Here is a 19,718-nt window from a genome sequence, read left to right as displayed (position 1 = left end):
TGGTCAGACATTTTTAAATGCGAATCGACCCCGGGAAACCGCCGCCGGAAACGAAGCGGCATGCGCTCGCGAGTCGGGTAGTCGGCATACCGGAATGATTGGTCGTCTTGTTGTGCCGGCCGCGTGCACATACGCTGCGCGTCATGCTCGCGGACACGTCGTCCGCCCCTGCCAGGAGGAACCCCGTCATGTCGCTTCCCGCCAGCGCCGCGAAATTCGATCCGTCACGCGCCCACGAATACGCCGAACAATCGCGCATCGCGCTCGCCGGCTACGATGCCTGCCACGAACTCGCCGCCTGCATGCTCGCGTCGGCGATCGGTGCGACCGATGCCCGGATTCTCGTGGCCGGCGCGGGCGGCACGGGGCAGGAAATCTGCGTCACGGCCACGCTCGAACCTGGCTGGCACTTCACGGCCGTCGACCCGTCCGAGCCGATGCTCGCGCTCGCGCGCTCGAATGTCGAAGCCGCGGGTTTCGGCGCGCGTACCGCGTTCGTCGAGGACGGCGTCGACGCGTTGGCCGATGCACCCGCGTTCGACGGCGCGACGCTGATCGGCGTGCTGCATCACGTGCCGGGCGACGACGCGAAAGCCGCGCTGCTGCACGCGATCGCGCGGCGGCTGAAGCCCGGCGCGCCGCTCGTGCTCGCCGGCAACCATCGCCGCTACGCGGATCACCCTCGCCTGCTCGACGCGTGGCAGCAGCGCTGGCGCATGAAGGGCGCCACGCCCGACGCCGTGCGCGCGCAACTCGCAAAGATCCTGCAGGGCGCCGATCCGCCCGCGTCCGAGGAAGCCGTGTTCGCGCTGCTGCGCGACGCGGGCTTCGACGCGCCGCTGCGTTTTTTCGCGAGCCTGTTCTGGGGCGCGTGGATCGCGGTGCGGCGCGCATGACGGTTCGACGCGGTACGTAACGGCGCTCACCACACGATTAGCGAATGCGCCGCGCGCGCTCGGTATGATGTCGTTCCCGTCCCCTTCCGGCCTCGACATGCTCACCGTCCATCACCTGAACAACTCGCGTTCGCAGCGCGTGCTCTGGCTGCTCGAAGAACTGGATGTGCCATACGAGATCGTGCGCTACGAACGCGATCCGAAAACGATGCTCGCGCCGGCCGAATTGCGCGCGATCCATCCGCTCGGCAAGTCGCCCGTCGTGACCGACGACGGCCGCACCTTCGCCGAATCGGGCGCGATCATCGAATACCTGGTCGAACGCTACGGCAACGGGCGCCTGGCGCCGCCGCCCGGCTCGCCCGAGCGGCACGACTACACGTACTGGCTGCACTACGCGGAAGGGTCGGCGATGCCGCCGCTGCTGCTCAAGCTCGTCGCGCTGCGGATCGCGCATGCGCCGATGCCGTTCTTCGCGCGGCCGATCGCACGCAAGATCGCCGCGACGCTGCAGTCGGGTTTCGTCGATCCGCAGATCGACCTGCATCTCGGCCACGTCGACGGTGCGCTGGCGCGCAGCGGCTGGTTCGTCGGCGACGGCTTCAGCGCGGCCGACATCCAGATGAGCTTTCCGCTCGAAGCCGCGACCGCGCGCGGCGGTGGCAGCCGGTATCCGGCGATCGCGCGCTTTCTCGACACGATCCATGCGCGGCCCGCGTACCAGCGCGCGCTGGAGCGCGGCGGCCGGTACGACCTGCTCAAGTAACCGGCGTCAGCTCAGCAACCCCGCCGCGACGTTGATCGACAAGCCGAGCACGGCCATGTTGAAGTAGAACGACAGGATCGACTGCGCGAGCACCGAGCGCCGCGCGGAGCGGTTCGCGAGCGACACGTCGGCCGTCTGCGACGCGACCGCGAGCGTGAACGCGAAATACAGGAAATCCCAGTAATCGGGCTCCGGGTTCCGGTCGGGAAAACGGAGCGCGCGATCGTTGCTCGGCGAGCCGTAATAGAGCCGCGCATAGTGCAGCGTGAAGATCGTCGGGATCAGAAACCACGCGCCGAACAGCGTCGCGCCCGTGATCGCGTAGTGGCTGAGCCCCGCGCTGAAGCCGACGCTCTTGGCGGTCGCGAGTTCGATCGCGATCGCCGCCACGCTCGCGACGGTCGCGAGGCACACGACGGTCAGCACGGTCGTCGCGTTTTCGTCCTCGCGGATCGCGACTTCGCGCACCTTGTGATGATGCGCGGTCACCATGCGCACCCACATCAGCACGAGATACAGCCAGACCGCGCAATCCCAGCCGATCAGCGCGCGCGCGGTCGGGCGCAGCGGAAACGGCAGCAGCACCGCGCACAGCACGCCGGCGACGAATGCCGCGACCATGCGCGGCCGGTTGCGTAATACCTGCGGATAAAGCGTCATCGTGTGATTCCGAAAGCGGATGGAAAGGGTTCGGGCGGTGCGCGCGAAAACCGCTGCGCCGGCGGGGTAACGCGCCCCGATTATCGCCATTCCGTCGTGACGTGGCGATGGGCACGAGCGCCTAAGATAAGGGGATGACCGCCACCGCCCTGCTCTGCCGCCATCCCGCGAACCCGGCCGGCCGCGACTTCGTCGTCGGCGACCTGCACGGCTGCGTGGACGTGCTGCGCGCGCTGCTGCACGACGTCCGCTTCGATCCGGCCCGCGACCGGCTGTTCTCGGTCGGCGATCTCGTCGACCGCGGCCCGGCCTCCGAAACCGCGCTGGACCTGCTCGACCGGCCGTGGTGCCACGTCGTGCGCGGCAATCACGAGGAAGTGCTGAGCCTCGTCGCGCGCGGCAAGCTGCCGCCCGACGCGTGGCGCGGGATCGGCGGCGACTGGGGCGCCGACCTGCCGCCGGAACGGCTGCATGCACATGCGGCACGCGTCGACGCGCTGCCGCTCGTGCGCGTGATCGGCGACGGCCCGGCGCGCTTCAACGTGCTGCATGCGGAATTCTTCGGCTCGGATGCGGAGCTCGATACCGGCAGCTATCCGCACGACGTGCGCGAGCGGCTGATCTGGGGCCGCGATCTGATCCAGGGGCTCGCCGATCCGGCGCGGCAGACCGGACTGTCGCTGACCTGCACCGGGCACACGCCGGTACGTGAACCGCAACGGATCGGCGCGCAATGGTTCATCGACACGGGGGCGTTCGCGCCGGCCGGGCGGCTCACGCTCGCCGAGCCGCGCACGGGGCGTACGTGGTCGATGACGCAGGCCGAAGCGCGCGAACGCCACGCGGGCGACTGGCCGCTGCCGTGACGGGCCGGCCGGTGGCGGTGCCCGCTCCGCGCAATGCAACGGCCCACCGTGCCCGGCCAAGCGAACGCTAGCCGACCTGATTCAGTTCGAACACCGCATCGACGGCCGAGCCGTTCCAGTTGTATTCGAGATAGGCCGCATGCTGGCAGTCGCGCAGCAGCGTCGTGCGGAATGCGGCGAGACATTCGCCGCGCGAGTCGCGCACCGACGGGTAGACGATCCCCGCGCCGCCCGCCTGGCGCACCGCGCGGCCGAATGCCTGCCCCGCGCTGTAGTCGATCGGGTCCAGCAACGCGGGATCGCGCTGCGGCCACGTGCGCACGTCGGCGACCTCGCCATGCGCGAGCACGGTATAGAGCCGCATCTGCTGGCGCATCGGCGGCTCCTTGGTCGCGGCGAGGAACAGCCCGCTGTGATAGCGCGTTTCGGCGATCGCCGTGTCGCGTGAGCGCGTGCAGTAGAACACGCCGTAGCTGCCGTCCGAAAAGCGGCTGCCCAGCGGATTCAGATGCGTGAACGCGGCCATGATCGGTCCCCACCCCTGCCCGTAGCGGCGCTCGGCGAGCGGCACCAGGTCGAGCGCGCCGACTTCGTTTCGAATGCGGTCGTTGGTCAGCGATTCGAGCGCGTAGAGCGCGTCGAAATCGTCCGCCGACGCAACGCGGTCGAACAGGTTGATGGCGGGAAAACGGGTGGGAATCACGCGATAGGCAGGCGCCCAGTCGACGGTGGCCGTGGGCCACCGGGTGACTTCGATCGGTGTCGTCACGCCCAGCCACCCCGCATCGCGTCGAGATATTGACGCACGGCCACCAGGTCGCCGACGTTGCCGGCCAGCATCCGGTCCAGCGCGCGCTTGCCGCCGAACGGCGCCGCATCGTTGGGCCGCTTGACCCACGCATCGGCCGCGGCCGGTTGCGGCAGCAGGATCTGCAACCCCTTGTAGATGCCAAGCAAGAGCGATAGCCGCTCGAGCGTATCGCGCGGCAGACGCGCCGATTCCGGCGCGGCCTTCCACTTGAAGAACGTCGAGCGGCCGGGCGACCCGAGCAGCACGATCTGCTCGTCGATCGTCAGTTCCCAATCGCGCGCGATGTTGAAAAACGCACGCAGGCCGGCCGCCGACATCTGCGCGACCGAAGCATGCGGCACGGCGGAATGCGAATCGTAAGCGGGCTGTGACATGACGGTTAGTCTCGAAACGAATTTACTAACAAGATTAGTCCATTCTCGTATTTTTGCAAGGGTCGCACCCAACGATCGTCAAGCCCGTCCGACAAATCGATATTTTTTGTCCATTCTGGACTCTTATTTTATTTTCTGCGTTAATGGTCGGGCGGACACCGCGTCACGGCGCGGGTCGTGTCCGTGGAGACCATGTCGCACGGAAACCGGATGCACCATGCCAAGGAACGCACCATGAAGAGACTGATTGCCGCTGTTTCGATCGCCCTGCTCGCGGTATCCGCAGGCCCCGCCGTCGCGAAGGACTGGACCACGATCCGCTTCGGCACCGATGCCAGCTACGCGCCGTTCGAATCGAAGGCGCCGGACGGCAAGCTCGTCGGCTTCGACATCGACCTCGGCAACGAGATCTGCGCGCGCCTGAAGGCGAAATGCGTATGGCTCGAGAACGATTTCGACGGGATGATTCCGGCGCTGAAGGCGAAGAAGTTCGACGCGGTGCTGTCGTCGATGTCGATCACACCGCAGCGCGCGCAGCAGATCGGCTTCACGACGAAGATCTACAACCAGCCGACGCGGCTCGTCGTGAAGAAGGGCTCGTCGCTGCTGCCGACCGCCGAATCGCTGAGGGGCAAATCGATCGGCGTCGAGCAGGGCACGACGCAGGAAACGTATGCGAAGGCGTACTGGGGCAAGCAAGGCGCGAACGTCGTGTCGTACCAGAACCAGGACGGCGTGTATGCCGACCTGATCGCCGGCCGCCTCGACGCGGCCCTCCAGGATGAAGTGCAGGCCGCGATCGGGTTCCTGAAATCGCCGCGCGGCGCGAACTACACGTTCGTCGGGCCCGAGCTCGTCGATGAAAAGGTGCTCGGCATCGGCGCCGGCATCGGCTTGCGCCAGGAGGACACCGACCTGAAGGCGAAGATCGACCGCGCGATCCTCGACATGGTCAAGGACGGCACCTACAAGCGGCTCGCATCGAAGTACTTCGACTTCGACATCTACGGCGGTTGAAAAACGGCGTCGCGCGCGTACGGATGACTGCTTCCGTCGCGCGCGTCCGACCGCCCCTCCCCTTCAACCGGATGGCAACGGCATCGCGCGGTTCGCCGTTGCATCGAATGCCTGTCATCTTGCGTCGCACGCAGCGCGCGGCACGACGCTTCGCGTCATCGTTCGGATTGCATATCGATCGTTCGCGGCAACGACGGGCGGCGCGAACGGACGAACGTGCGGATCGATTCAATAGGCGAAAACCGGGCGGCGCGGCACGGGCGCCCGTGCGCACATGCCCATGCGGATCGGGTTCGCGTGCAGGAAAGTGCCGACCCGGCGCGGATGACCGGCAACCAGCCGGATCCGCCTCGCACCGGGCGCGGAGAGATGGCCTGTCGAGGCATGCCGGTCCGCTGCAAGCGCGATGCTCGAACGGCGATGTCCCGAATCACTGCGATCGCGGCCTGCGAGCCGCGGCGTGTGATGATCGATCATTTTTCTACCCCGTTTGCTGTCTGATGTTGGTTCCGGCAACCGGACGATGCCGATGCTCCGGCGATCAGTCGACGACGTTCCGTGCTCGCCGTGACGCGGCTGCTGCACCGCGCCCGACCGCCGCATCCCCGCGGACCGCGTTCTGGCCGGTACGGAAAGCTTTCGCTGCCGGACCGGAGAACCTCGCGTCGTCGACTCTCGCACGTCTCTCTTCGCAAGGACCGGGCCAGCGCGGCGCGAGCCCGGCCGGACAAGGCGGCGGCCGGGCCGGCTGGCGGCCGGAACGGGCGTGGCATGCAGGAAGTTACGAAACTGAAACGTCGGCGCAACGGCGGGCGCCGGCCCCGCGACGGCAGGGCCTTGCGGAATAAGGCTGAACAATGGAGCACGGAATTTTTACCGGCGGCGGGATGGCCGATCGGCCCGTTTCGCCGCGCAAATCCGCCCGGCGATCCACACGAAATGTTTCATGCGCTTTACATGCCGACGCGGGCGGCAACGCGCACCGCACGTCGCTGCCGGACGCTGGACGCGGCCGCCGATCGCATGGCTATACTGCGACACCGCTTCACGCGATCTCATGCGACTTCACGCAGACAACCGCCCACGATGATCCGTACCTTCCATGCCGCCGAGCGCGCCAGGCTGATCCGCTTCGGCGTGTCGGGCCTCGGCTCGACCGCGCTGCATGCGCTGATCGCCGCAGCGATGTTCGCGCTGTTCGACGCGACGCCCGTCATCGCGAACGCGACCGCGTTCGTCGGCTCGACCGCGTTCTCGTATCTCGCCAACACGCTGTGGAGTTTTTCGTCACCGGTGACGTGGGGCAACTTCGTGCGCTTTCTCGCGGTCGCGATGGCCGGCCTGGCCGTGACGATGCTGCTGGCGCACGGCACCGACGCGCTCGGGCTCGCCCGCGCGTGGAGCATCGTCGCGGTCGTGCTGTGCGTGCCGCCCGTCACGTTCGTGCTGCACCGGCTGTGGACCTATCGCTGAACCGGTCCGCACGCATCACACGCCTCGCACCCGCCGCTCAGCCGACCCGCTGATGCCCCGCGTCGCCCGACGGCGCGCCGTCGTGCCCGCCGCTGTCGCCATTCCCGCCGTTGCCACCGTTGTTGTCGTGATCGTTCAGCCCGTGCTCGATCATCATCCGGTAGAGCGTCACGCGTGAAATGCCGAGTTCGGCGGCGGCCTTGTTGATCCGGTGGTCGTTGCGCAGCAGCGCGTTCTCGATCGCGGTGCGCTCGGCCAGCGCCCGCGCCTGCTCGAGCGTCACCGGTTCGGTTTCGCCGGGCGTATCGAGCCCGAGATCGTGCGGCGTCAGCAGCCGGCTCTCGGCCATCACGATCGCGCGCCGCACGCGGTTGATCAGTTCGCGCACGTTGCCGGGCCACTCGTAGCGCCGCATCGCGTCGAGCGCGGCCGACGTGAAGCCGCTGATCTTGCGGCCGCTGTCGGCCTTGAATTTCTGCAGCACGTAGTGCGCGAGGATGTCGATGTCCTTGCCGCGCGCGCGCAGCGGCGGCTCGTGGATGCGCAGCACGCACAGCCGGTGATAGAGATCCGCGCGGAAGCGCCCGGCCTCGACCGCGCCGTCGAGATCGACGTGCGTGGCCGAGATGATCCGCACGTCGACCGCGATCGATTCCTGGCCACCGAGCCGTTCGATCTTGCCCTCCTGCAGGAAGCGTAGCAGGCTCGCCTGGCTTTCGACCGGCATGTCGCCGATCTCGTCGAGAAACAGCGTGCCGCCGTTCGCCGATTCGATCCGGCCCGCGCGCCGCTGGTTCGCGCCGGTGAACGCGCCGCGCTCATAGCCGAACAGCTCCGACTGCAGCAGGTGATGCGGAATCGCACCGCAATTGATCGCGACGAACGGCCCCTTGCCGCGGCCGGAGCGCTCGTGAATCGCGAGCGCCGTCAGCTCCTTGCCGGTACCCGACTCGCCCGAGATGAACACGCTCGCGTCGGTCTTCGCGACCTTGCGGATCGTGCTGAACAACTGCTGCATCGCCTCGCAGTTGCCGATCATCCCGTGTTCGCCGATCGACGCCGCATAGGCGGCGCCGTCGACGCGATCGAGCGCGGCCATCCCGCGCGCATGGCCCAGCACGTGCGAAATCCATTCGTACGGCAGCGGCAGCGTCACGTAATCGAAGCAATAGCTGCGGATCAGCTCGCGCACGGCGGCGCCGATCGTGATGCCGGCCTGCGCGATGGAAATCCAGCCGATCGCCGGCTGGCTCAGGCACATCTTCAGCGCGGGATAGTCGCGCGACGTGAACCCGGTGAAATCGACCAGCCCGGCGGCCACGCTCACGCCGCAGGTCATGTTCTGCGCGGCGCCGGCCGTCTTCGCGACCGTGATCTCCCAGCCGAGCCCGCGCAGTTGCGCCAGCAACGGCTCGTCCGGCGTGCGCATGATCACGAACAGCTTGCGGCCGGCCTCGGGAGCGGTGACGGACACGTCCGTCATCTCGGGCGCCGCCGGCCCGTTTGCGTCGGGTGACCTAGCAACCATCGTTGTTCCCCGCTTGGCGTTGGTATCGCGCCGGTTCGCCGCCGCGTACGACGGACACGATCGAACCGACATATTGGCCGTATTTCCGTCCGAATAACATCCCCCTTCGCATGAATCGCGCCGGAGGTCGACGTTGCCATGAACGGTATATCGATGCGGCAGGCCCGCGGCTAGATGGGTGTTATCCCGGTGGCGGGCGCCGCGCGCGACGGAGCGGGACCGGCACCTTGCGCGCAAAGCCGCGCCGGTGCTGGCGCTCGGCGATTGTGGAGCGCGCTGCACACCCCCGATCGGCGCGACGGCGCATGCGCGCGCAACCGGTCGGCCGGGCATGCGGGCGCCCGGGCAACCGGTTCCGGTTGATTTGCGTCAATCGTCGGAAGAAGGCGGCTGATGCACGAACGCAACATGCACGGCGCCCCGCCGCGTGGGCGGGGCGGGAGCGGCCGGGTCAGCGGCCCGACGCGAGCGGCGCCGGTGCGTTGGCGCGACCGCGACCGCGGCCGGCGGGCGGGGCGCCGTGTTCGCCGTAGGTGGCGGCCAAGGCATCGACCCGCGCGAGATGATGGTGATTGTCGTGATCCCACGGATGGAAGCCCGGCCGGAAAAAGCTCAGCCATTCGCCGGCGATGCGCGGAAACAGCCCACGGCGCGGCCCGTACAGGAACGCGATCATCCGCAGCATGCCGCGCACGTGATGGCCGGCGCCGCGATCGCGCCACAGCAGCGTCGCATGCATCAGAAACACGGTCGGCCAGAACGTCAGCGTCGTCAGCAGATACACGCCGATGCGGATCAGGTATCGGCGCAGCCCCGGCTTCATCGCGGCATTCCACACGTCGAACGACACGGCCTTGTGCTCGGTTTCCTCCAGCGCGTGCCAGATCCACATCTGCCGGTAGCCTTCGACCGAACCGTCGAGACGCGTCGGGTCGCGCAGCAGCCAGTCGGCGAGCATCGCCGTGTAGTGCTCGGCCGCCACCGTATGCGCGAGTTGCACCGAATGCGGCAGCTTGCGCTTCATGTAGCCGAGCACCGTCCACACGCGCTGGTCCAGCTTGCGCGCGGGCAGCCGGTTCGCCTGCATCAGCTCGTTGTATTCGATGTGCTCGCGCGTGTGCATCGCCTCCTGGCCGATGAAGCCGAGCACCTGCTGCTTCAGCACCGGATCGTCGATCCGGTCGCGATAGTTGCGCACCGAATCCATGAAGAAGCGCTCGCCGGCCGGAAACAGCAGCGACAGCGCGTTGAAGAAATGGGTCACGTGCGACCCGAGGCCATGCCAGTCCTTCGCGCGTTCGACCGGCAGGTCGAAGCGCAGGTCGCGGCGCACCGGCATGATCCCGGCCGCGGTGGCGGCAGCGGCTGACTTCATGTTCATCGTTCTCCTGTTGCGGCGCGGCCCGGCGCATCGTCCGACGCGGCCGGCGCCACCCCGGGCGGCGCAGCGCGCGCCGCCAAAATCATGACATCGACAGATGTAAAGATAGGCCGCGCGCGCCGGCACACGCAAGCCGCGCGGTAGACGCGCGCTTCCAAACAGGGCACGGTCGGCAAGGCGGAAAAAACAGCGCTCGAACGACGCGCCGACGGGTTGCGATTCGAACGCGGGAGTGTGCGTGAGGGCGCGTGGTCGGACGCAGTGCGGCGCCCGCCGATCGGCCCGCAAGCCCCGTGTGGCGGGCCTTTCGCGGGATCGGGCAACGATCGTGCAGCAGGCTGTACGTGAGTCGGTCACATCGATTCATACGCGCAACGCACTGCGGTGGTGCAACCCTGGCCCAGCGGCTCGCGAAAAATTCAAACGCACGTTCCAATTGCGTGTCGGGCAATCCCGCGCGCGGCGCGCCGACACGCTTGCTGACACGCGTACGGCGGCACGAAATCCACGCGCGCCGGCCCGCTGCCCGCTCGCCTACAATAGCGGTTTCACGCAACCTCTTTCAGGAGAAATCATGTCCGTCATCACGACCGAATCGGGCCTCAAGTACGAAGACCTGACCGAAGGCACCGGCGCGCAAGCGCAAGCCGGCAAGACCGTCAGCGTCCACTACACGGGCTGGCTGACCGACGGTCAGAAATTCGATTCGAGCAAGGATCGCAACGACCCGTTCGCGTTCGTGCTCGGCGGCGGCATGGTCATCAAGGGCTGGGACGAAGGCGTGCAGGGCATGAAGGTCGGCGGCGTGCGTCGCCTGACGATCCCGCCGCAACTCGGCTACGGCCCGCGCGGCGCAGGCGGCGTGATTCCGCCGAATGCGACGCTCGTGTTCGAAGTCGAACTGCTCGACGTCTGACCCTGCGCCCGGCCGTTTCCTTCCCGATGGAACGCATCGCCTCCCCCGCCATCGCGCTGCGCCGCTACGACACGTGCGAAGCGTCGGACGTGCACGACTTCCACCAGGTCGTGCTCGGCGTCGATGGCGCGATGGTGATGGCGGTGGACGGAATCGGCCGGCGCATCGACCGGCACGCGGCCTGGCTGATTCCGGCCGGCGCGCGCCACGACTACGCGGGCCTCGGCGACAATCGCCAGCTCGTGATCGACCTCCCCGCCGCGTCGCTCGCGGTACCTCGGCGGCTGTTCGACCATGCGCGCGCCGTGTCGATCGACCCGGCGCTCACGTCGCTCGTCGCGCAGGTCGCGGCGGCCGCCGCGCAACACGATGCGCCGGCCGGCGACGCACGGCAGGCCGCCGCGCATCGCTTTCAGTGGCAGGCCGCGGCGCGTCTGTGCGACGCGCTGCTCGACGACGCGGGCATCGCCGCGCCCGCGTCGGGCCTCGATTTCGCGCGCATCGACCGCTGGCTGCGCGCGCGGCTCGCCGACCCGCTGCGCATCGCCGATCTCGCCGCACACTGCGGCTACGGGATGCGCCGGTTTCATCAACTGTTCGTCGACGCATTCGGCGAAACGCCGCATCGCTACCTGCAGCGGCTGCGGCTCGACGCGGCCGTCGTGCTGCTCGCCGACGGCCGGCATGCACTCGTCGACATCGCGGGCAGCGTCGGCTTCGCGGATCAGAGCACGTTCACGCATGCGTTCACGAAGCGCTTCGGCGTGGCGCCGGGACGCTGGCGCGGCGAACGGCATTGAACGGTCAAGCGGCGCCGGTTTTCCCGCGATAGCGGATGCGGCGGCCGCTCGCGCCGTGGCATCACGGCCGGACGCGCTTCGACAGCCGCTGCCCGTCCCGCGTGAAGCCGTACCGCGCGTAAAAGCGGTGCGCATCGAGCCGATGGTCGCCGCTCGTCACCTCCAGTTTCACGCACCCCACCGACTCGAACCAGCTGTGCGCCGCTGCGATCAGCGCGCCGCCGACACCCTGCCCGCGAGAGCGTTCGTCGACGACCAGGCTGGTGATGCGCCCGAGATTGCCGTGCGCGTGAAATAGCGCAAGCGCATGCAGGCTGATGCAGCCGACCACGCTGTGCGCGACCGTTGCGACCAAGATGCGGTCGACCGCGCTCGGCAGCAGTGTTGCCAGCTTGTCGCGGATCATCGCGGGGGGCGCATCGTAGCCAAGCTGGTGCATCAGCCGTGCGATGTCGGCGTGATCGGCGATCTGCGCGTCGCGCGTCGTCAGGTTGGAGGGAGTCATCCGGATAGGCCTGTCGAAAGTCGATGTGCGCGGTGGCATGCATGCCTCGCCGCATTGCCATGTTAATCGCCGCGCACGGGCCGCGTATCGACGCTTCACGTCCCGCTGAAACATTGGATGTCCGTCGCCACCTACGATGGACGCATGGATACGACCACACCATCCCCCGCTTTCCCGCCCGCGCTGGCGCGCATCGTCGCCACCGTCAGCATCGGGTTCGTCGTCACGCAGCTCGACGTGACGATCGTCAATATCGCGCTCGCGCATCTCGCCGCCGACCTGCGCCTGCCGGTCGCCGGCCTGCAGTGGGTCGTCGATGCGTACACGCTCGCGTTCGCGGTGCTGATGCTGTCGGGCGGCGCGCTCGGCGACCGCTTCGGCACACGCCGGCTGTATGTCGCGGGCCTCCTGCTGTTCGCGTTCGCGTCGCTCGCGTGCGGCGCCGCCGTCGCGCCCGCGATGCTGATCGCGGCCCGCGCGCTGCAAGGCGTCGGCGCCGCGGCCATGCTGCCCAATTCGCTCGCGCTGCTCAACGACGCGTGCCGGCATGACCCGCGCCTGCGCGCCCGTGCGGTCAGCGGGTGGACGGCGGCCGGGTCGATCGCGATCGCGGCCGGCCCGGTCGTCGGCGGCCTGCTGATCGCCGCGTGGGGCTGGCGCGGCATCTTCCTCGTGAACCTGCCGCTGTGCGCGGCGGGGCTCGCCACCACGTTCGCGTGGGTGCCGGCGCGCCGCGAGCACGCTGCCCCGGCGCGCTCGACCCGTTCGCTCGATCCGCGCGGCCAGTTCATCGCGATCGCGATGCTGACCGCGCTGACCGGCGCCGTGATCGAATGGAGGCCGCTCGGCTTCACGCATCCGGTCGTGGCCGGCGGTTTCGTGCTGGCGGCGCTGGCCGCGCTCGCGTTCGTCGCGGTCGAATCGCGTACGGCCACGCCGATGCTGCCGCTGTCGCTGTTCCGCCACCCTGCGTTCAGCACGGCCGTGCTGTTCGGGATCTGCGTGAACCTCACGTACTACGGCACCGTGTTCGTGCTCGCGCTGTACCTGCAACGCGCACGCGGCGAATCGGCGTTGCAGGCCGGGCTCGCGTTCCTGCCGCTCACCGGCGGCTTCCTGCTGTCGAATCTCGCGAGCGGACGCGTCGTCGCCCGCCACGGCCCGCGCATGCCGATGGCGGCCGGCGCGCTCGTCGCCGCGCTCGGCTACGGGTCGCTGCATTTCGTCGATGCAGCGACGCCGCTCGGCGTGCTGCTCGTGCCGTTCCTGCTGATTCCGTCGGGCATGGGCTTCGCGGTGCCCGCGATGACGACGGCCGTACTCGCCTCGGTCGCGCCCGAGCGGGCCGGCATCGCGTCGGCCGTGCTCAATACCGCGCGGCAGGCCGGCGGCGCGATCGGCGTCGCGGCGTTCGGTGCGCTCGCCGGCGGCGGCGGCGCAGCGCAGGTCGTCAGCGGGTTGCGGATCGAAACCGTCGTGTCGGTCACACTGCTGCTCGCGGCCGCGCTGCTCGCGACCCGCGTGCGGACCGATGCGGATCGCGGTGCGCCGCGGTCGCGTCAGGCCTTGTCGGCGCATGATTGAGCGCGTGCGGTCATGCATCTCCGGGGTCGGGCTGGATCAGGTGACGCCACGGAAAGACGTTACGCCTGAGGTGGCTCACGTGCCCGCCGCTGCTCGCCTGAACCACCATGAACTGCAAGCGCGGATGCGGCGTGTCGAGTGCATCGCGATCGAGACAGGTATTTCTCAGAAACAACGTGGGTGCTGCCGGCCGAGCCATCGCGCCTGACGCTCATCGCCGTGTCGCGCTCGCCTCGTCGTCGACCTTCCTGACGACGGTGTCGGCAGCCTTCACGGGCCGACCGTCGTCGTGCCGCAGCGCGAGCTTGCGGATCGCACGCCCGGTGCCGCGATCGACGAGCACCGAATGCCGCTCGCCGCGCGCGAACAGGTTGGCCTCACCCCACTGCCGCAGCATCACGATCACCGGAAACAGTCCTTCGCCTTTTTTCGTCAGCACATACTCCTGATACGCGGTGCCGTCCGACGCCGGCACGACGTCGAACACGCCCGCATCCACCAGCATCTTCAGCCGGTCGGACAGGATGTTGCTCGCGACGCCGAGACTCGCGCGGAAATCGCCGAAGCGGCGCACGCCGTCGAATGCATCGCGCACGATCAGCAACGCCCAGCGATCGCCGACGATATCGGTCGCGCGCGCCACCGGGCACGGCGAATCCGCAAGACTTTTCTGCCTGGCCATCTCTCTCTCCGCAATCGTGCCGGCCGCCTTCACGGGCATGCCGGCCATCCGTGCACGGGCCTCTGGCCCACCACTCAACCAGTTGCATTTTAAAACTACTTTCCCTACACTCCAAACAAGTTTCAAATTGCAACTACATTGCGCGAGGAACCCATGGAATCGTCCTGCCATTCCGGCACCGTTGCATCGAACGCGTCGACCGACGCGATTCATCCGGCCGAGGACGGCCGCCTGTCGTCCGCGCGCGTCGCGCTGCTGGCCGTCTGCTGCGCGGCGAACGTCGCGAACGTCTACTACGCGCAGCCGCTGCTCGATTCGATCGCACGGGATTTCGGCGTGTCGCAGGCCGCCGTCGGCGGCGTCATCACCGCGACGCAGCTCGGCTGCGCGCTCGCGCTGCTGTTCGTCGTGCCGCTCGGCGACCTGCTGAACCGCAAGCGCCTGATCGACGTGCAGCTTGTGCTGCTGAGCGCGGCCTGCATCGGCGTGGCCATTGCACCGACGCGTGGCGCGCTGCTGGCCGGGATGGTCGCGGTCGGGCTGCTCGGCACCGCGATGACGCAAGGGCTGATCGCGTGCTCGGCCGCTCTCGCCGGTGCGGGCGAACGCGGGCGCGTGGTGGGCGCCGCGCAAGGCGGCGTCGTGGTCGGGCTGCTGGCCGCACGCTCGCTGGCGGGCGTCGTCACCGACATCGCGGGGTGGCGGGCCGTCTATCTCGTATCGGGCGCGCTCGCGATCGCGATGCTCGTCGTGCTGTCGCGGCTGCTGCCCGATATGCGCGAACCGCGCGAACGCATCGGCTACGCGGCGCTGCTGCGCTCGATGGTGTCGCTGCTGCGCGACGAACGCGTGCTGCGCGTGCGCGGCGCGATCGCGCTGCTGATGTTCGCGGCGTTCAGCATCTTCTGGAGCGCGCTCGTACTGCCGTTGAGCGCGCCGCCGCACGCGATGTCGCATACGCAGATCGGCGCATTCGGCCTCGTCGGCGCGCTCGGTGCGGCGGCCGCCGCCCGCGCGGGCCGGCTCGCGGATCGCGGACGCGGCGAGGCGACGACCGGCGCGGCACTCGCGCTGCTCGCGTGCGCGTGGCTGCCGCTTGCGTTCGGCAATACGTCGATTGCGTGGCTGGTCGTCGGCATCGTGCTGCTCGACGTCGGCGGGCAGGCCGTCCACGTCATCAACCAGAGCATGATTCTCGGCGCGCGGCCCGATGCGCATGCGCGCCTGGTCGGCTGCTACATGCTGTTCTATTCGGCCGGCAGCGGGCTCGGTGCGATCGCGGCGACGATGATGTATGCGCGCGCCGGCTGGACCGGCGTCTGCGTGCTCGGCGCGGGGGTGAGTGTGGCCGCGCTCAGCGTGTGGGCCGCGACGCTGCGGCGCGCATGAGACGCGCCGGCCATGCGGGTCGAACGGGAAACGCTCGCCCGCCCTCGCCGGGCGGCCGGCACGCGAACCAGCCAAGTACGTGCGCCGCTCGGGCTTTCGGTTCCGCTGCGGTTCGGCTTCGGTTCAGCTCGGGGCATCCCCCGCGGCAGAGAAGTGGGCGCGCCGGCAACGTCGCGGCGCATGTCGGTTCCGCTTCGGTTCCGCTTCGGTTCCGCTGCGACTCGGCGGCGCGGTGCGCCGCGAACGTTCAGCCTGCCGCCTGAATCGCTTCCTCGTACACGCCGGCCACGCGCCGCGCGATCACCGCATTGTCGAAATGCTCGCGTGCATAACGCTTGCATGCGGCCTCGTCGGGCAGCGCGATCGCACCCGACAGCGCGCCGCCGAGCCCTTCGGCGATCGCATCGGCGCCCGTCGACGGCAGCACGAGATCGTTCGACAACCCGGCGACCGCCTCCGGCAGCCCGCCGACCGGCGTGACCAGCACCGGCGTGCCGGATGCCAGCGATTCGACGGTGATCAGCCCGAAGCCTTCGAGCGCGACCGTCGGCACGACACTGACCGTCGCCGCGCGGTACAGCGCCGCGAGATGATGGTCGGGCACGAAGCCGAGCAGCTTCACGTTGTCCTGCAGCCCCGCTTCGTCGATGCGCTGCTGCAACTCCTCGCCGATCTTGCCCTTGCCGGCGATCAGCAGCAGCACGTCCGGGTGACGGCGCTTGACGACACCGATCGCATCGATCAGGTCCTCGAGCCCCATGCGCCGCACGAGCCGGCGCACGGCCAGCACGATCGGCCGGTCCTGCGGCAGTTGCAGCTTGTGCCGCGCCTCGGCGGGCGTGAGCGGCGTGTCGAACTGCGCGGTATCGACGCAGCCGGGAATCACGCGCACGCGCGACGGATCGATCCCGTAGCGATTCGTCAGGATCTGGCCGAATGCCTGCGACAGCACGATCAGCCGCGACGAGCGCGTATACACCGCCTGTTCGAGATAGCGCTTCGCGCGCTGCCCGAGCGACGCGGCGCCCTCGACCTGACTTTCGTCGGCCCACGGCCCCTGGAAGTGCGACACCTGCGGAATCCCGCGCGTCACGTCGAGGCCCGGGAACGTGTACAGCGCGAAGTGCGACGAAATCACGTCCGGCCGCTCGCTGCGGATCTCGTCGCGCAGCGCGCGCCGTGCGGCGAGCATTCGGCGCGCGAGCGGCTCCGACGCGGGACCGAAGCCCTGGATCGCCCCGCCCGTGTCGTCGGCGACCTTCGGCGAGCCGGCCACGAGCCCGCGCACCTCGACGCCCGCGCCGGGCAGCGCGCCGACGAGCGAGTAGTACATCCGGTCGAGGCCGCCCGCGCGTTCGGGAAACCAGTGCATGCCGATCTGCAACGATTTGATCGGCCGGAAAGAGTGGGACATCACGGTTGCTCCTGCGTGATCGCATGCTCGACCCGCTCGAAGGCGGACGGCTGCGTGGGTTGGCCGATGCGCCGGTAAAGCGCGACGTACTGGGCGCCCATGTGCGCCCAGCCGAAACGGGTCATCAGTTCGCGCGCCGCGTCGCCCATCGCGCGGCAGGTGTCGCGCGACGCCGCGAGCGCGCCAATCGCCTGCGCGAGCGCGGCCGGATCGTCCGGGTCCTCCAGCACGATCCCGCATTCGCGCGTGATGATTTCCGCGCCGCCCGCCGTGCGCGCCGTGACGACCGGCAAGCCGGCCGCCATCGCCTCCAGCAGCGACAGGCTCATCGCTTCGTAGCGCGACGGAAAGACGTACGCGTCGACCGAGCGCATCAGCGTCGGCATGTTCTTCACGAGCCCGAGGAAATGCACGCGCGAATCGATGCCGAGCGCGCGCGCTTCTTCCGGGTACGGGCTGCCGGGCAGATAGCCGGCCACCGCCAGATGCACGTTCGCGGGCAGCTTCGTCAGCGCCTTCAGCACGGTGCCGAGGTTCTTGCGCGGCGTGCGCAGGTCGCCGACGAACAGCAGCAGGAACGCGTCGTCCGGCAGCTTGAACGCCGCGCGGTCGGCCTGCGCGCCCGCGAACGCGCTGCCGTCGACGCCGTTGTAGATCACGCTGATCTTGCGGCTGTCGATGCCGAGCGCGGCGATCTCGTCGGCCACCTTCTGCGACACCGCGGTGATCGCGCGCGAACGCTTGTACGCCCAGCGCTCGAGCACGGTATTCACGCGCGTGTAGACGTACTGGTAGGCCGACCACAGCCCCTTGGTGGGGCCGAACGGATAGTACGGACTCTTGAACCAGCCGCCGTGCACGAAGTGCGCGGTATTCACGTCGGCCTTGATCCACGAGATGAAGCCGTTCACGTGCAGCACGTCGTATTCGCCGCGGTGCGCGCGCAGCCACGCCGCGCTCTTCAGCGCGAACACCTGCTGCTTGACGAGATTCGACGGCCAGAAGCCGCCGACCTTCACCGGCACCCAGCGCACGCGCGGGTCGGCCAGCAGCTCGGGCGCGACATGCGACGCGACCAGCGTGACCTCGTAGTTTTCGGCCAGCGCCGCGCGCGCGATTTCGTAATTGACGCGGCCCTGCCCGTCGTTATGTCGCACGACGTGCGTGACGATCGCGATTCTCAATGGTCGCCTCCCCGTGAACGCGCGGCGGCCAGCAGGCGTTGCGCCTTCTGCCAGTGCGCCGCGGCAAGTATCGAAAAAATGGCTGTGAACATCAGCAAGCCGCCGGTGCCGATCAGCGAGTTCGTGAACACGAGCATCGCGAAGGTCGACAGGCACAGGCTCAGGCACGCGCCGACGAACTTGTCCTTGCGCAGCTTGAACGCCGCGCGCAGCGTGCGGCCGAACAGCATCACGACGCCGGCGAGATACAGCAGCGTGCCGGGCCAGCCGAGCACGAACGGCACGTTCATCACGCCGCTGTCGAAGCTGCCGTACTTGCCGAGCTCGCCGCTGTCGCTCGACAGCTTCGTGGACGCGCCGGTCGCGCCCATTCCCTCGCCGGCGACGTCGGTGAACGCCGTCTGCGCGAAGGTCGCGTAGAACTTGTTGCGGTCGTCGTAGCTGCGGTCATCCTTCAGGTTCGTGATCGACTGCAGGCGCGCGCCGAGCCGGTCGGCCACCGGCCCGACGGTCAGCAGCGGCACGCACAGCCCGACCAGCACGACGCCGCTGATCAGGATCCGCATCCGCACGCGGTTGCTCGATTGCACGAGCTGGATCGCGAGCGCGATCACCCAGCCGCCCCAGGTCGAGCGCACGAGACACAGCGCGAACGACACGAAGCCGGCCGCGCCCGCGAACCAGCGGATCTTCTGCGGCGCGACCAGCACGAACACCAGCGCCCCCATCATCGCGAACGCGAACGGCCCGGACGAATTCATCGTGCTGAACACGCGCACGCCGTACGGCACCGGCTCGCCCTGCGAGCCCATCTGCGAGCCGACCATCCACAGCACGTCCCACTGCGGCATCACGAAATACTGGACGACGCCGTACAGGCCCATCACGAGCATGCCCCACATGAAGGTGGACAGCAGCACGTCGCGATACTCCGGATAGTTGCGCGCGTTCACCATGATGTGAAAGCCGATCAGGATCGGGTACAGCCAGTTCGCGAGGTCGTAGGTCGCGGCCATCACGCCGCTCGACACGATCCCGACCAGGTACGCATACACGAGCCCGAACAGGATCAGCAGCACCGGAATCCCGCGCCGCTGCGCGAGCACGCGGTAATGCCTGACGAGCCCCAGGCCGGCGATCATCGTCACCGCGAGCGGCGCGACCTGGATCAAACTCGTCGGCGTGAACGCGCCCTTCGACCAGTCGGCCAAACGCCGCACTTCCGGGCTCAGGAACCACACCCACCACATGAAGCCGACGTAGCGCGCCGGGCTCTTGAAATACAGCCAGATGCCGACCCCGATGGCCAGCACCGGGAACGCGAGCGTCAGCACCTTGCCCTGGTGGATGGCAATCAGCGCGGCGGTCAACGCCCACAGCCCGGCCTGCCCGGCCCAGTGCTTCGGCTCGGCGAACCAGCTGCGGGCGCGTGACGGCGCGCGTTCGGCGGCAATCGTACTCATCGATCCGCG

At 68.7% G+C, this 19,718-nt stretch carries 20 protein-coding genes; 9 read left to right on the top strand and 11 right to left on the bottom strand.

What is annotated here, in order from left to right; genetic code table 11:
- The first annotated feature begins 188 nt into the window (after nucleotides 1-188).
- Nucleotides 189-896 (top strand): class I SAM-dependent methyltransferase, encoded by a 708-nt coding sequence (locus HWX07_RS17355; protein WP_175877085.1) that lies wholly within the window; start codon nucleotides 189-191, stop codon nucleotides 894-896.
- A gap of 97 nt (nucleotides 897-993) precedes the next feature.
- Nucleotides 994-1,662 carry a glutathione S-transferase gene (locus HWX07_RS17350; RefSeq protein ID WP_027808988.1) on the top strand — a complete coding sequence of 223 codons (669 nt, stop codon included), beginning with the start codon at nucleotides 994-996 and terminating at the stop codon, nucleotides 1,660-1,662.
- A gap of 6 nt (nucleotides 1,663-1,668) precedes the next feature.
- Here HWX07_RS17350 and HWX07_RS17345 read toward each other — a convergent pair whose 3' ends face one another.
- Complete coding sequence (locus tag HWX07_RS17345; protein ID WP_027808987.1) at nucleotides 1,669-2,322, bottom strand: DUF1345 domain-containing protein; 654 nt, start codon at nucleotides 2,320-2,322, stop codon at nucleotides 1,669-1,671.
- A gap of 134 nt (nucleotides 2,323-2,456) precedes the next feature.
- Here HWX07_RS17345 and HWX07_RS17340 point away from each other — a divergent pair, with 134 nt between their 5' ends.
- Complete coding sequence (locus HWX07_RS17340) at nucleotides 2,457-3,188, top strand: metallophosphoesterase (RefSeq protein ID WP_175877084.1); 732 nt, start codon at nucleotides 2,457-2,459, stop codon at nucleotides 3,186-3,188.
- A gap of 67 nt (nucleotides 3,189-3,255) precedes the next feature.
- On the opposite strand, the gene HWX07_RS17335 is transcribed toward HWX07_RS17340, so the two are convergent.
- Together HWX07_RS17335 and HWX07_RS17330 are read right to left on the bottom strand one after the other, a co-directional pair.
- Nucleotides 3,256-3,957 (bottom strand): RES family NAD+ phosphorylase, encoded by a 702-nt coding sequence (locus tag HWX07_RS17335; RefSeq protein ID WP_175877083.1) that lies wholly within the window; start codon nucleotides 3,955-3,957, stop codon nucleotides 3,256-3,258.
- Nucleotides 3,954-4,373, bottom strand: a complete 420-nt coding sequence (locus tag HWX07_RS17330; RefSeq protein ID WP_027782522.1) for an MbcA/ParS/Xre antitoxin family protein — start codon at nucleotides 4,371-4,373, stop codon at nucleotides 3,954-3,956. Before HWX07_RS17330 ends, HWX07_RS17335 begins: the two co-directional genes overlap by 4 nt.
- 234 nt (nucleotides 4,374-4,607) lie before the next feature.
- On the opposite strand from HWX07_RS17330, the gene HWX07_RS17325 reads away from it, so the two are divergent.
- Nucleotides 4,608-5,390, top strand: a complete 783-nt coding sequence (locus HWX07_RS17325) for an ABC transporter substrate-binding protein (protein ID WP_175877082.1) — start codon at nucleotides 4,608-4,610, stop codon at nucleotides 5,388-5,390.
- Nucleotides 5,391-5,618: 228 nt separating this feature from the next.
- On the opposite strand, the gene HWX07_RS17320 is transcribed toward HWX07_RS17325, so the two are convergent.
- Nucleotides 5,619-5,867: a hypothetical protein gene (locus tag HWX07_RS17320; protein WP_175877081.1), complete on the bottom strand. Its 249-nt coding sequence runs from the start codon at nucleotides 5,865-5,867 to the stop codon at nucleotides 5,619-5,621.
- Nucleotides 5,868-6,476: 609 nt separating this feature from the next.
- On the opposite strand from HWX07_RS17320, the gene HWX07_RS17315 reads away from it, so the two are divergent.
- A complete protein-coding gene (locus HWX07_RS17315; RefSeq protein ID WP_175877080.1) occupies nucleotides 6,477-6,863 on the top strand; it encodes a GtrA family protein in 387 nt (128 codons plus the stop codon).
- 37 nt (nucleotides 6,864-6,900) lie between these two features.
- On the opposite strand, the gene HWX07_RS17310 is transcribed toward HWX07_RS17315, so the two are convergent.
- Nucleotides 6,901-8,391: a sigma-54 dependent transcriptional regulator gene (locus HWX07_RS17310; protein ID WP_175877079.1), complete on the bottom strand. Its 1,491-nt coding sequence runs from the start codon at nucleotides 8,389-8,391 to the stop codon at nucleotides 6,901-6,903.
- A 451-nt stretch (nucleotides 8,392-8,842) separates the two neighbouring features.
- Nucleotides 8,843-9,766 carry a metal-dependent hydrolase gene (locus tag HWX07_RS17305; protein WP_175877078.1) on the bottom strand — a complete coding sequence of 308 codons (924 nt, stop codon included), beginning with the start codon at nucleotides 9,764-9,766 and terminating at the stop codon, nucleotides 8,843-8,845.
- Between the two features lie 580 nt (nucleotides 9,767-10,346).
- Here HWX07_RS17305 and HWX07_RS17300 point away from each other — a divergent pair.
- Nucleotides 10,347-10,688: an FKBP-type peptidyl-prolyl cis-trans isomerase gene (locus tag HWX07_RS17300; protein ID WP_059501234.1), complete on the top strand. Its 342-nt coding sequence runs from the start codon at nucleotides 10,347-10,349 to the stop codon at nucleotides 10,686-10,688.
- A 26-nt stretch (nucleotides 10,689-10,714) separates the two neighbouring features.
- Nucleotides 10,715-11,488, top strand: coding sequence for an AraC family transcriptional regulator (locus tag HWX07_RS17295; RefSeq protein ID WP_175877077.1), 774 nt, complete (start codon nucleotides 10,715-10,717; stop codon nucleotides 11,486-11,488).
- A gap of 61 nt (nucleotides 11,489-11,549) precedes the next feature.
- Here HWX07_RS17295 and HWX07_RS17290 read toward each other — a convergent pair whose 3' ends face one another.
- Entirely contained in the window at nucleotides 11,550-11,993 is a 444-nt protein-coding gene (locus HWX07_RS17290; RefSeq protein ID WP_175877076.1) for a GNAT family N-acetyltransferase, read from the bottom strand.
- A gap of 144 nt (nucleotides 11,994-12,137) precedes the next feature.
- Here HWX07_RS17290 and HWX07_RS17285 point away from each other — a divergent pair, with 144 nt between their 5' ends.
- Nucleotides 12,138-13,577 (top strand): MFS transporter, encoded by a 1,440-nt coding sequence (locus HWX07_RS17285; protein ID WP_175877075.1) that lies wholly within the window; start codon nucleotides 12,138-12,140, stop codon nucleotides 13,575-13,577.
- Nucleotides 13,578-13,788: 211 nt separating this feature from the next.
- Here the strand turns inward: HWX07_RS17285 and HWX07_RS17280 are convergent, their stop codons facing one another.
- Nucleotides 13,789-14,259: a helix-turn-helix domain-containing protein gene (locus tag HWX07_RS17280; protein WP_011548188.1), complete on the bottom strand. Its 471-nt coding sequence runs from the start codon at nucleotides 14,257-14,259 to the stop codon at nucleotides 13,789-13,791.
- A gap of 153 nt (nucleotides 14,260-14,412) precedes the next feature.
- Between HWX07_RS17280 and HWX07_RS17275 the strand changes: the two genes are divergently transcribed.
- The gene (locus tag HWX07_RS17275; protein ID WP_175877074.1) at nucleotides 14,413-15,648 is read left to right on the top strand and encodes an MFS transporter; all 1,236 of its coding nucleotides are present in this window, start codon (nucleotides 14,413-14,415) and stop codon (nucleotides 15,646-15,648) included.
- Between the two features lie 247 nt (nucleotides 15,649-15,895).
- Here the strand turns inward: HWX07_RS17275 and HWX07_RS17270 are convergent, their stop codons facing one another.
- Genes HWX07_RS17270 through HWX07_RS17260 form a run of 3 tightly spaced genes read right to left on the bottom strand, consistent with a single transcriptional unit; the run spans nucleotide 15,896 to nucleotide 19,709 of the window.
- Entirely contained in the window at nucleotides 15,896-17,062 is a 1,167-nt protein-coding gene (locus HWX07_RS17270) for a glycosyltransferase family 4 protein (protein WP_175877073.1), read from the bottom strand.
- Nucleotides 17,062-18,246, bottom strand: a complete 1,185-nt coding sequence (locus HWX07_RS17265) for a glycosyltransferase family 4 protein (RefSeq protein WP_175877072.1) — start codon at nucleotides 18,244-18,246, stop codon at nucleotides 17,062-17,064. Before HWX07_RS17265 ends, HWX07_RS17270 begins: the two co-directional genes overlap by 1 nt.
- A complete protein-coding gene (locus tag HWX07_RS17260) occupies nucleotides 18,243-19,709 on the bottom strand; it encodes a glucose-6-phosphate isomerase (RefSeq protein ID WP_011548192.1) in 1,467 nt (488 codons plus the stop codon). The genes HWX07_RS17265 and HWX07_RS17260 overlap by 4 nt, the downstream gene beginning before the upstream one ends.
- Nucleotides 19,710-19,718: the final 9 nt, after the last annotated feature.

Origin of the sequence: Burkholderia sp. BCC0097 (genome assembly GCF_902832985.1) — a bacterium.
Taxonomy (GTDB): Bacteria; Pseudomonadota; Gammaproteobacteria; order Burkholderiales; family Burkholderiaceae; genus Burkholderia; species Burkholderia orbicola.
The sequence above is the reverse complement of the archived record's forward strand: the minus strand, read 5'-3'. Positions and strand labels throughout refer to the sequence as shown.

What these genes read in the sequence shown, in the direction of transcription:
- HWX07_RS17270 (WP_175877073.1), bottom strand. Translation starts at nt 17,062, where the DNA reads ATGTCCCACTCTTTCCGGCCGATCAAATCGTTGCAGATCGGCATGCAC.
- HWX07_RS17315 (WP_175877080.1), top strand. Translation starts at nt 6,477, where the DNA reads ATGATCCGTACCTTCCATGCCGCCGAGCGCGCCAGGCTGATCCGCTTC.
- HWX07_RS17300 (WP_059501234.1), top strand. Translation starts at nt 10,347, where the DNA reads ATGTCCGTCATCACGACCGAATCGGGCCTCAAGTACGAAGACCTGACC.
- HWX07_RS17355 (WP_175877085.1), top strand. Translation starts at nt 189, where the DNA reads ATGTCGCTTCCCGCCAGCGCCGCGAAATTCGATCCGTCACGCGCCCAC.
- HWX07_RS17310 (WP_175877079.1), bottom strand. Translation starts at nt 8,391, where the DNA reads ATGGTTGCTAGGTCACCCGACGCAAACGGGCCGGCGGCGCCCGAGATG.
- HWX07_RS17345 (WP_027808987.1), bottom strand. Translation starts at nt 2,322, where the DNA reads ATGACGCTTTATCCGCAGGTATTACGCAACCGGCCGCGCATGGTCGCG.
- HWX07_RS17350 (WP_027808988.1), top strand. Translation starts at nt 994, where the DNA reads ATGCTCACCGTCCATCACCTGAACAACTCGCGTTCGCAGCGCGTGCTC.
- HWX07_RS17305 (WP_175877078.1), bottom strand. Translation starts at nt 9,766, where the DNA reads ATGAAGTCAGCCGCTGCCGCCACCGCGGCCGGGATCATGCCGGTGCGC.
- HWX07_RS17325 (WP_175877082.1), top strand. Translation starts at nt 4,608, where the DNA reads ATGAAGAGACTGATTGCCGCTGTTTCGATCGCCCTGCTCGCGGTATCC.
- HWX07_RS17285 (WP_175877075.1), top strand. Translation starts at nt 12,138, where the DNA reads ATGGATACGACCACACCATCCCCCGCTTTCCCGCCCGCGCTGGCGCGC.
- HWX07_RS17330 (WP_027782522.1), bottom strand. Translation starts at nt 4,373, where the DNA reads ATGTCACAGCCCGCTTACGATTCGCATTCCGCCGTGCCGCATGCTTCG.
- HWX07_RS17340 (WP_175877084.1), top strand. Translation starts at nt 2,457, where the DNA reads ATGACCGCCACCGCCCTGCTCTGCCGCCATCCCGCGAACCCGGCCGGC.
- HWX07_RS17290 (WP_175877076.1), bottom strand. Translation starts at nt 11,993, where the DNA reads ATGACTCCCTCCAACCTGACGACGCGCGACGCGCAGATCGCCGATCAC.
- HWX07_RS17275 (WP_175877074.1), top strand. Translation starts at nt 14,413, where the DNA reads ATGGAATCGTCCTGCCATTCCGGCACCGTTGCATCGAACGCGTCGACC.
- HWX07_RS17295 (WP_175877077.1), top strand. Translation starts at nt 10,715, where the DNA reads ATGGAACGCATCGCCTCCCCCGCCATCGCGCTGCGCCGCTACGACACG.
- HWX07_RS17320 (WP_175877081.1), bottom strand. Translation starts at nt 5,867, where the DNA reads ATGATCGATCATCACACGCCGCGGCTCGCAGGCCGCGATCGCAGTGAT.
- HWX07_RS17260 (WP_011548192.1), bottom strand. Translation starts at nt 19,709, where the DNA reads ATGAGTACGATTGCCGCCGAACGCGCGCCGTCACGCGCCCGCAGCTGG.
- HWX07_RS17280 (WP_011548188.1), bottom strand. Translation starts at nt 14,259, where the DNA reads ATGGCCAGGCAGAAAAGTCTTGCGGATTCGCCGTGCCCGGTGGCGCGC.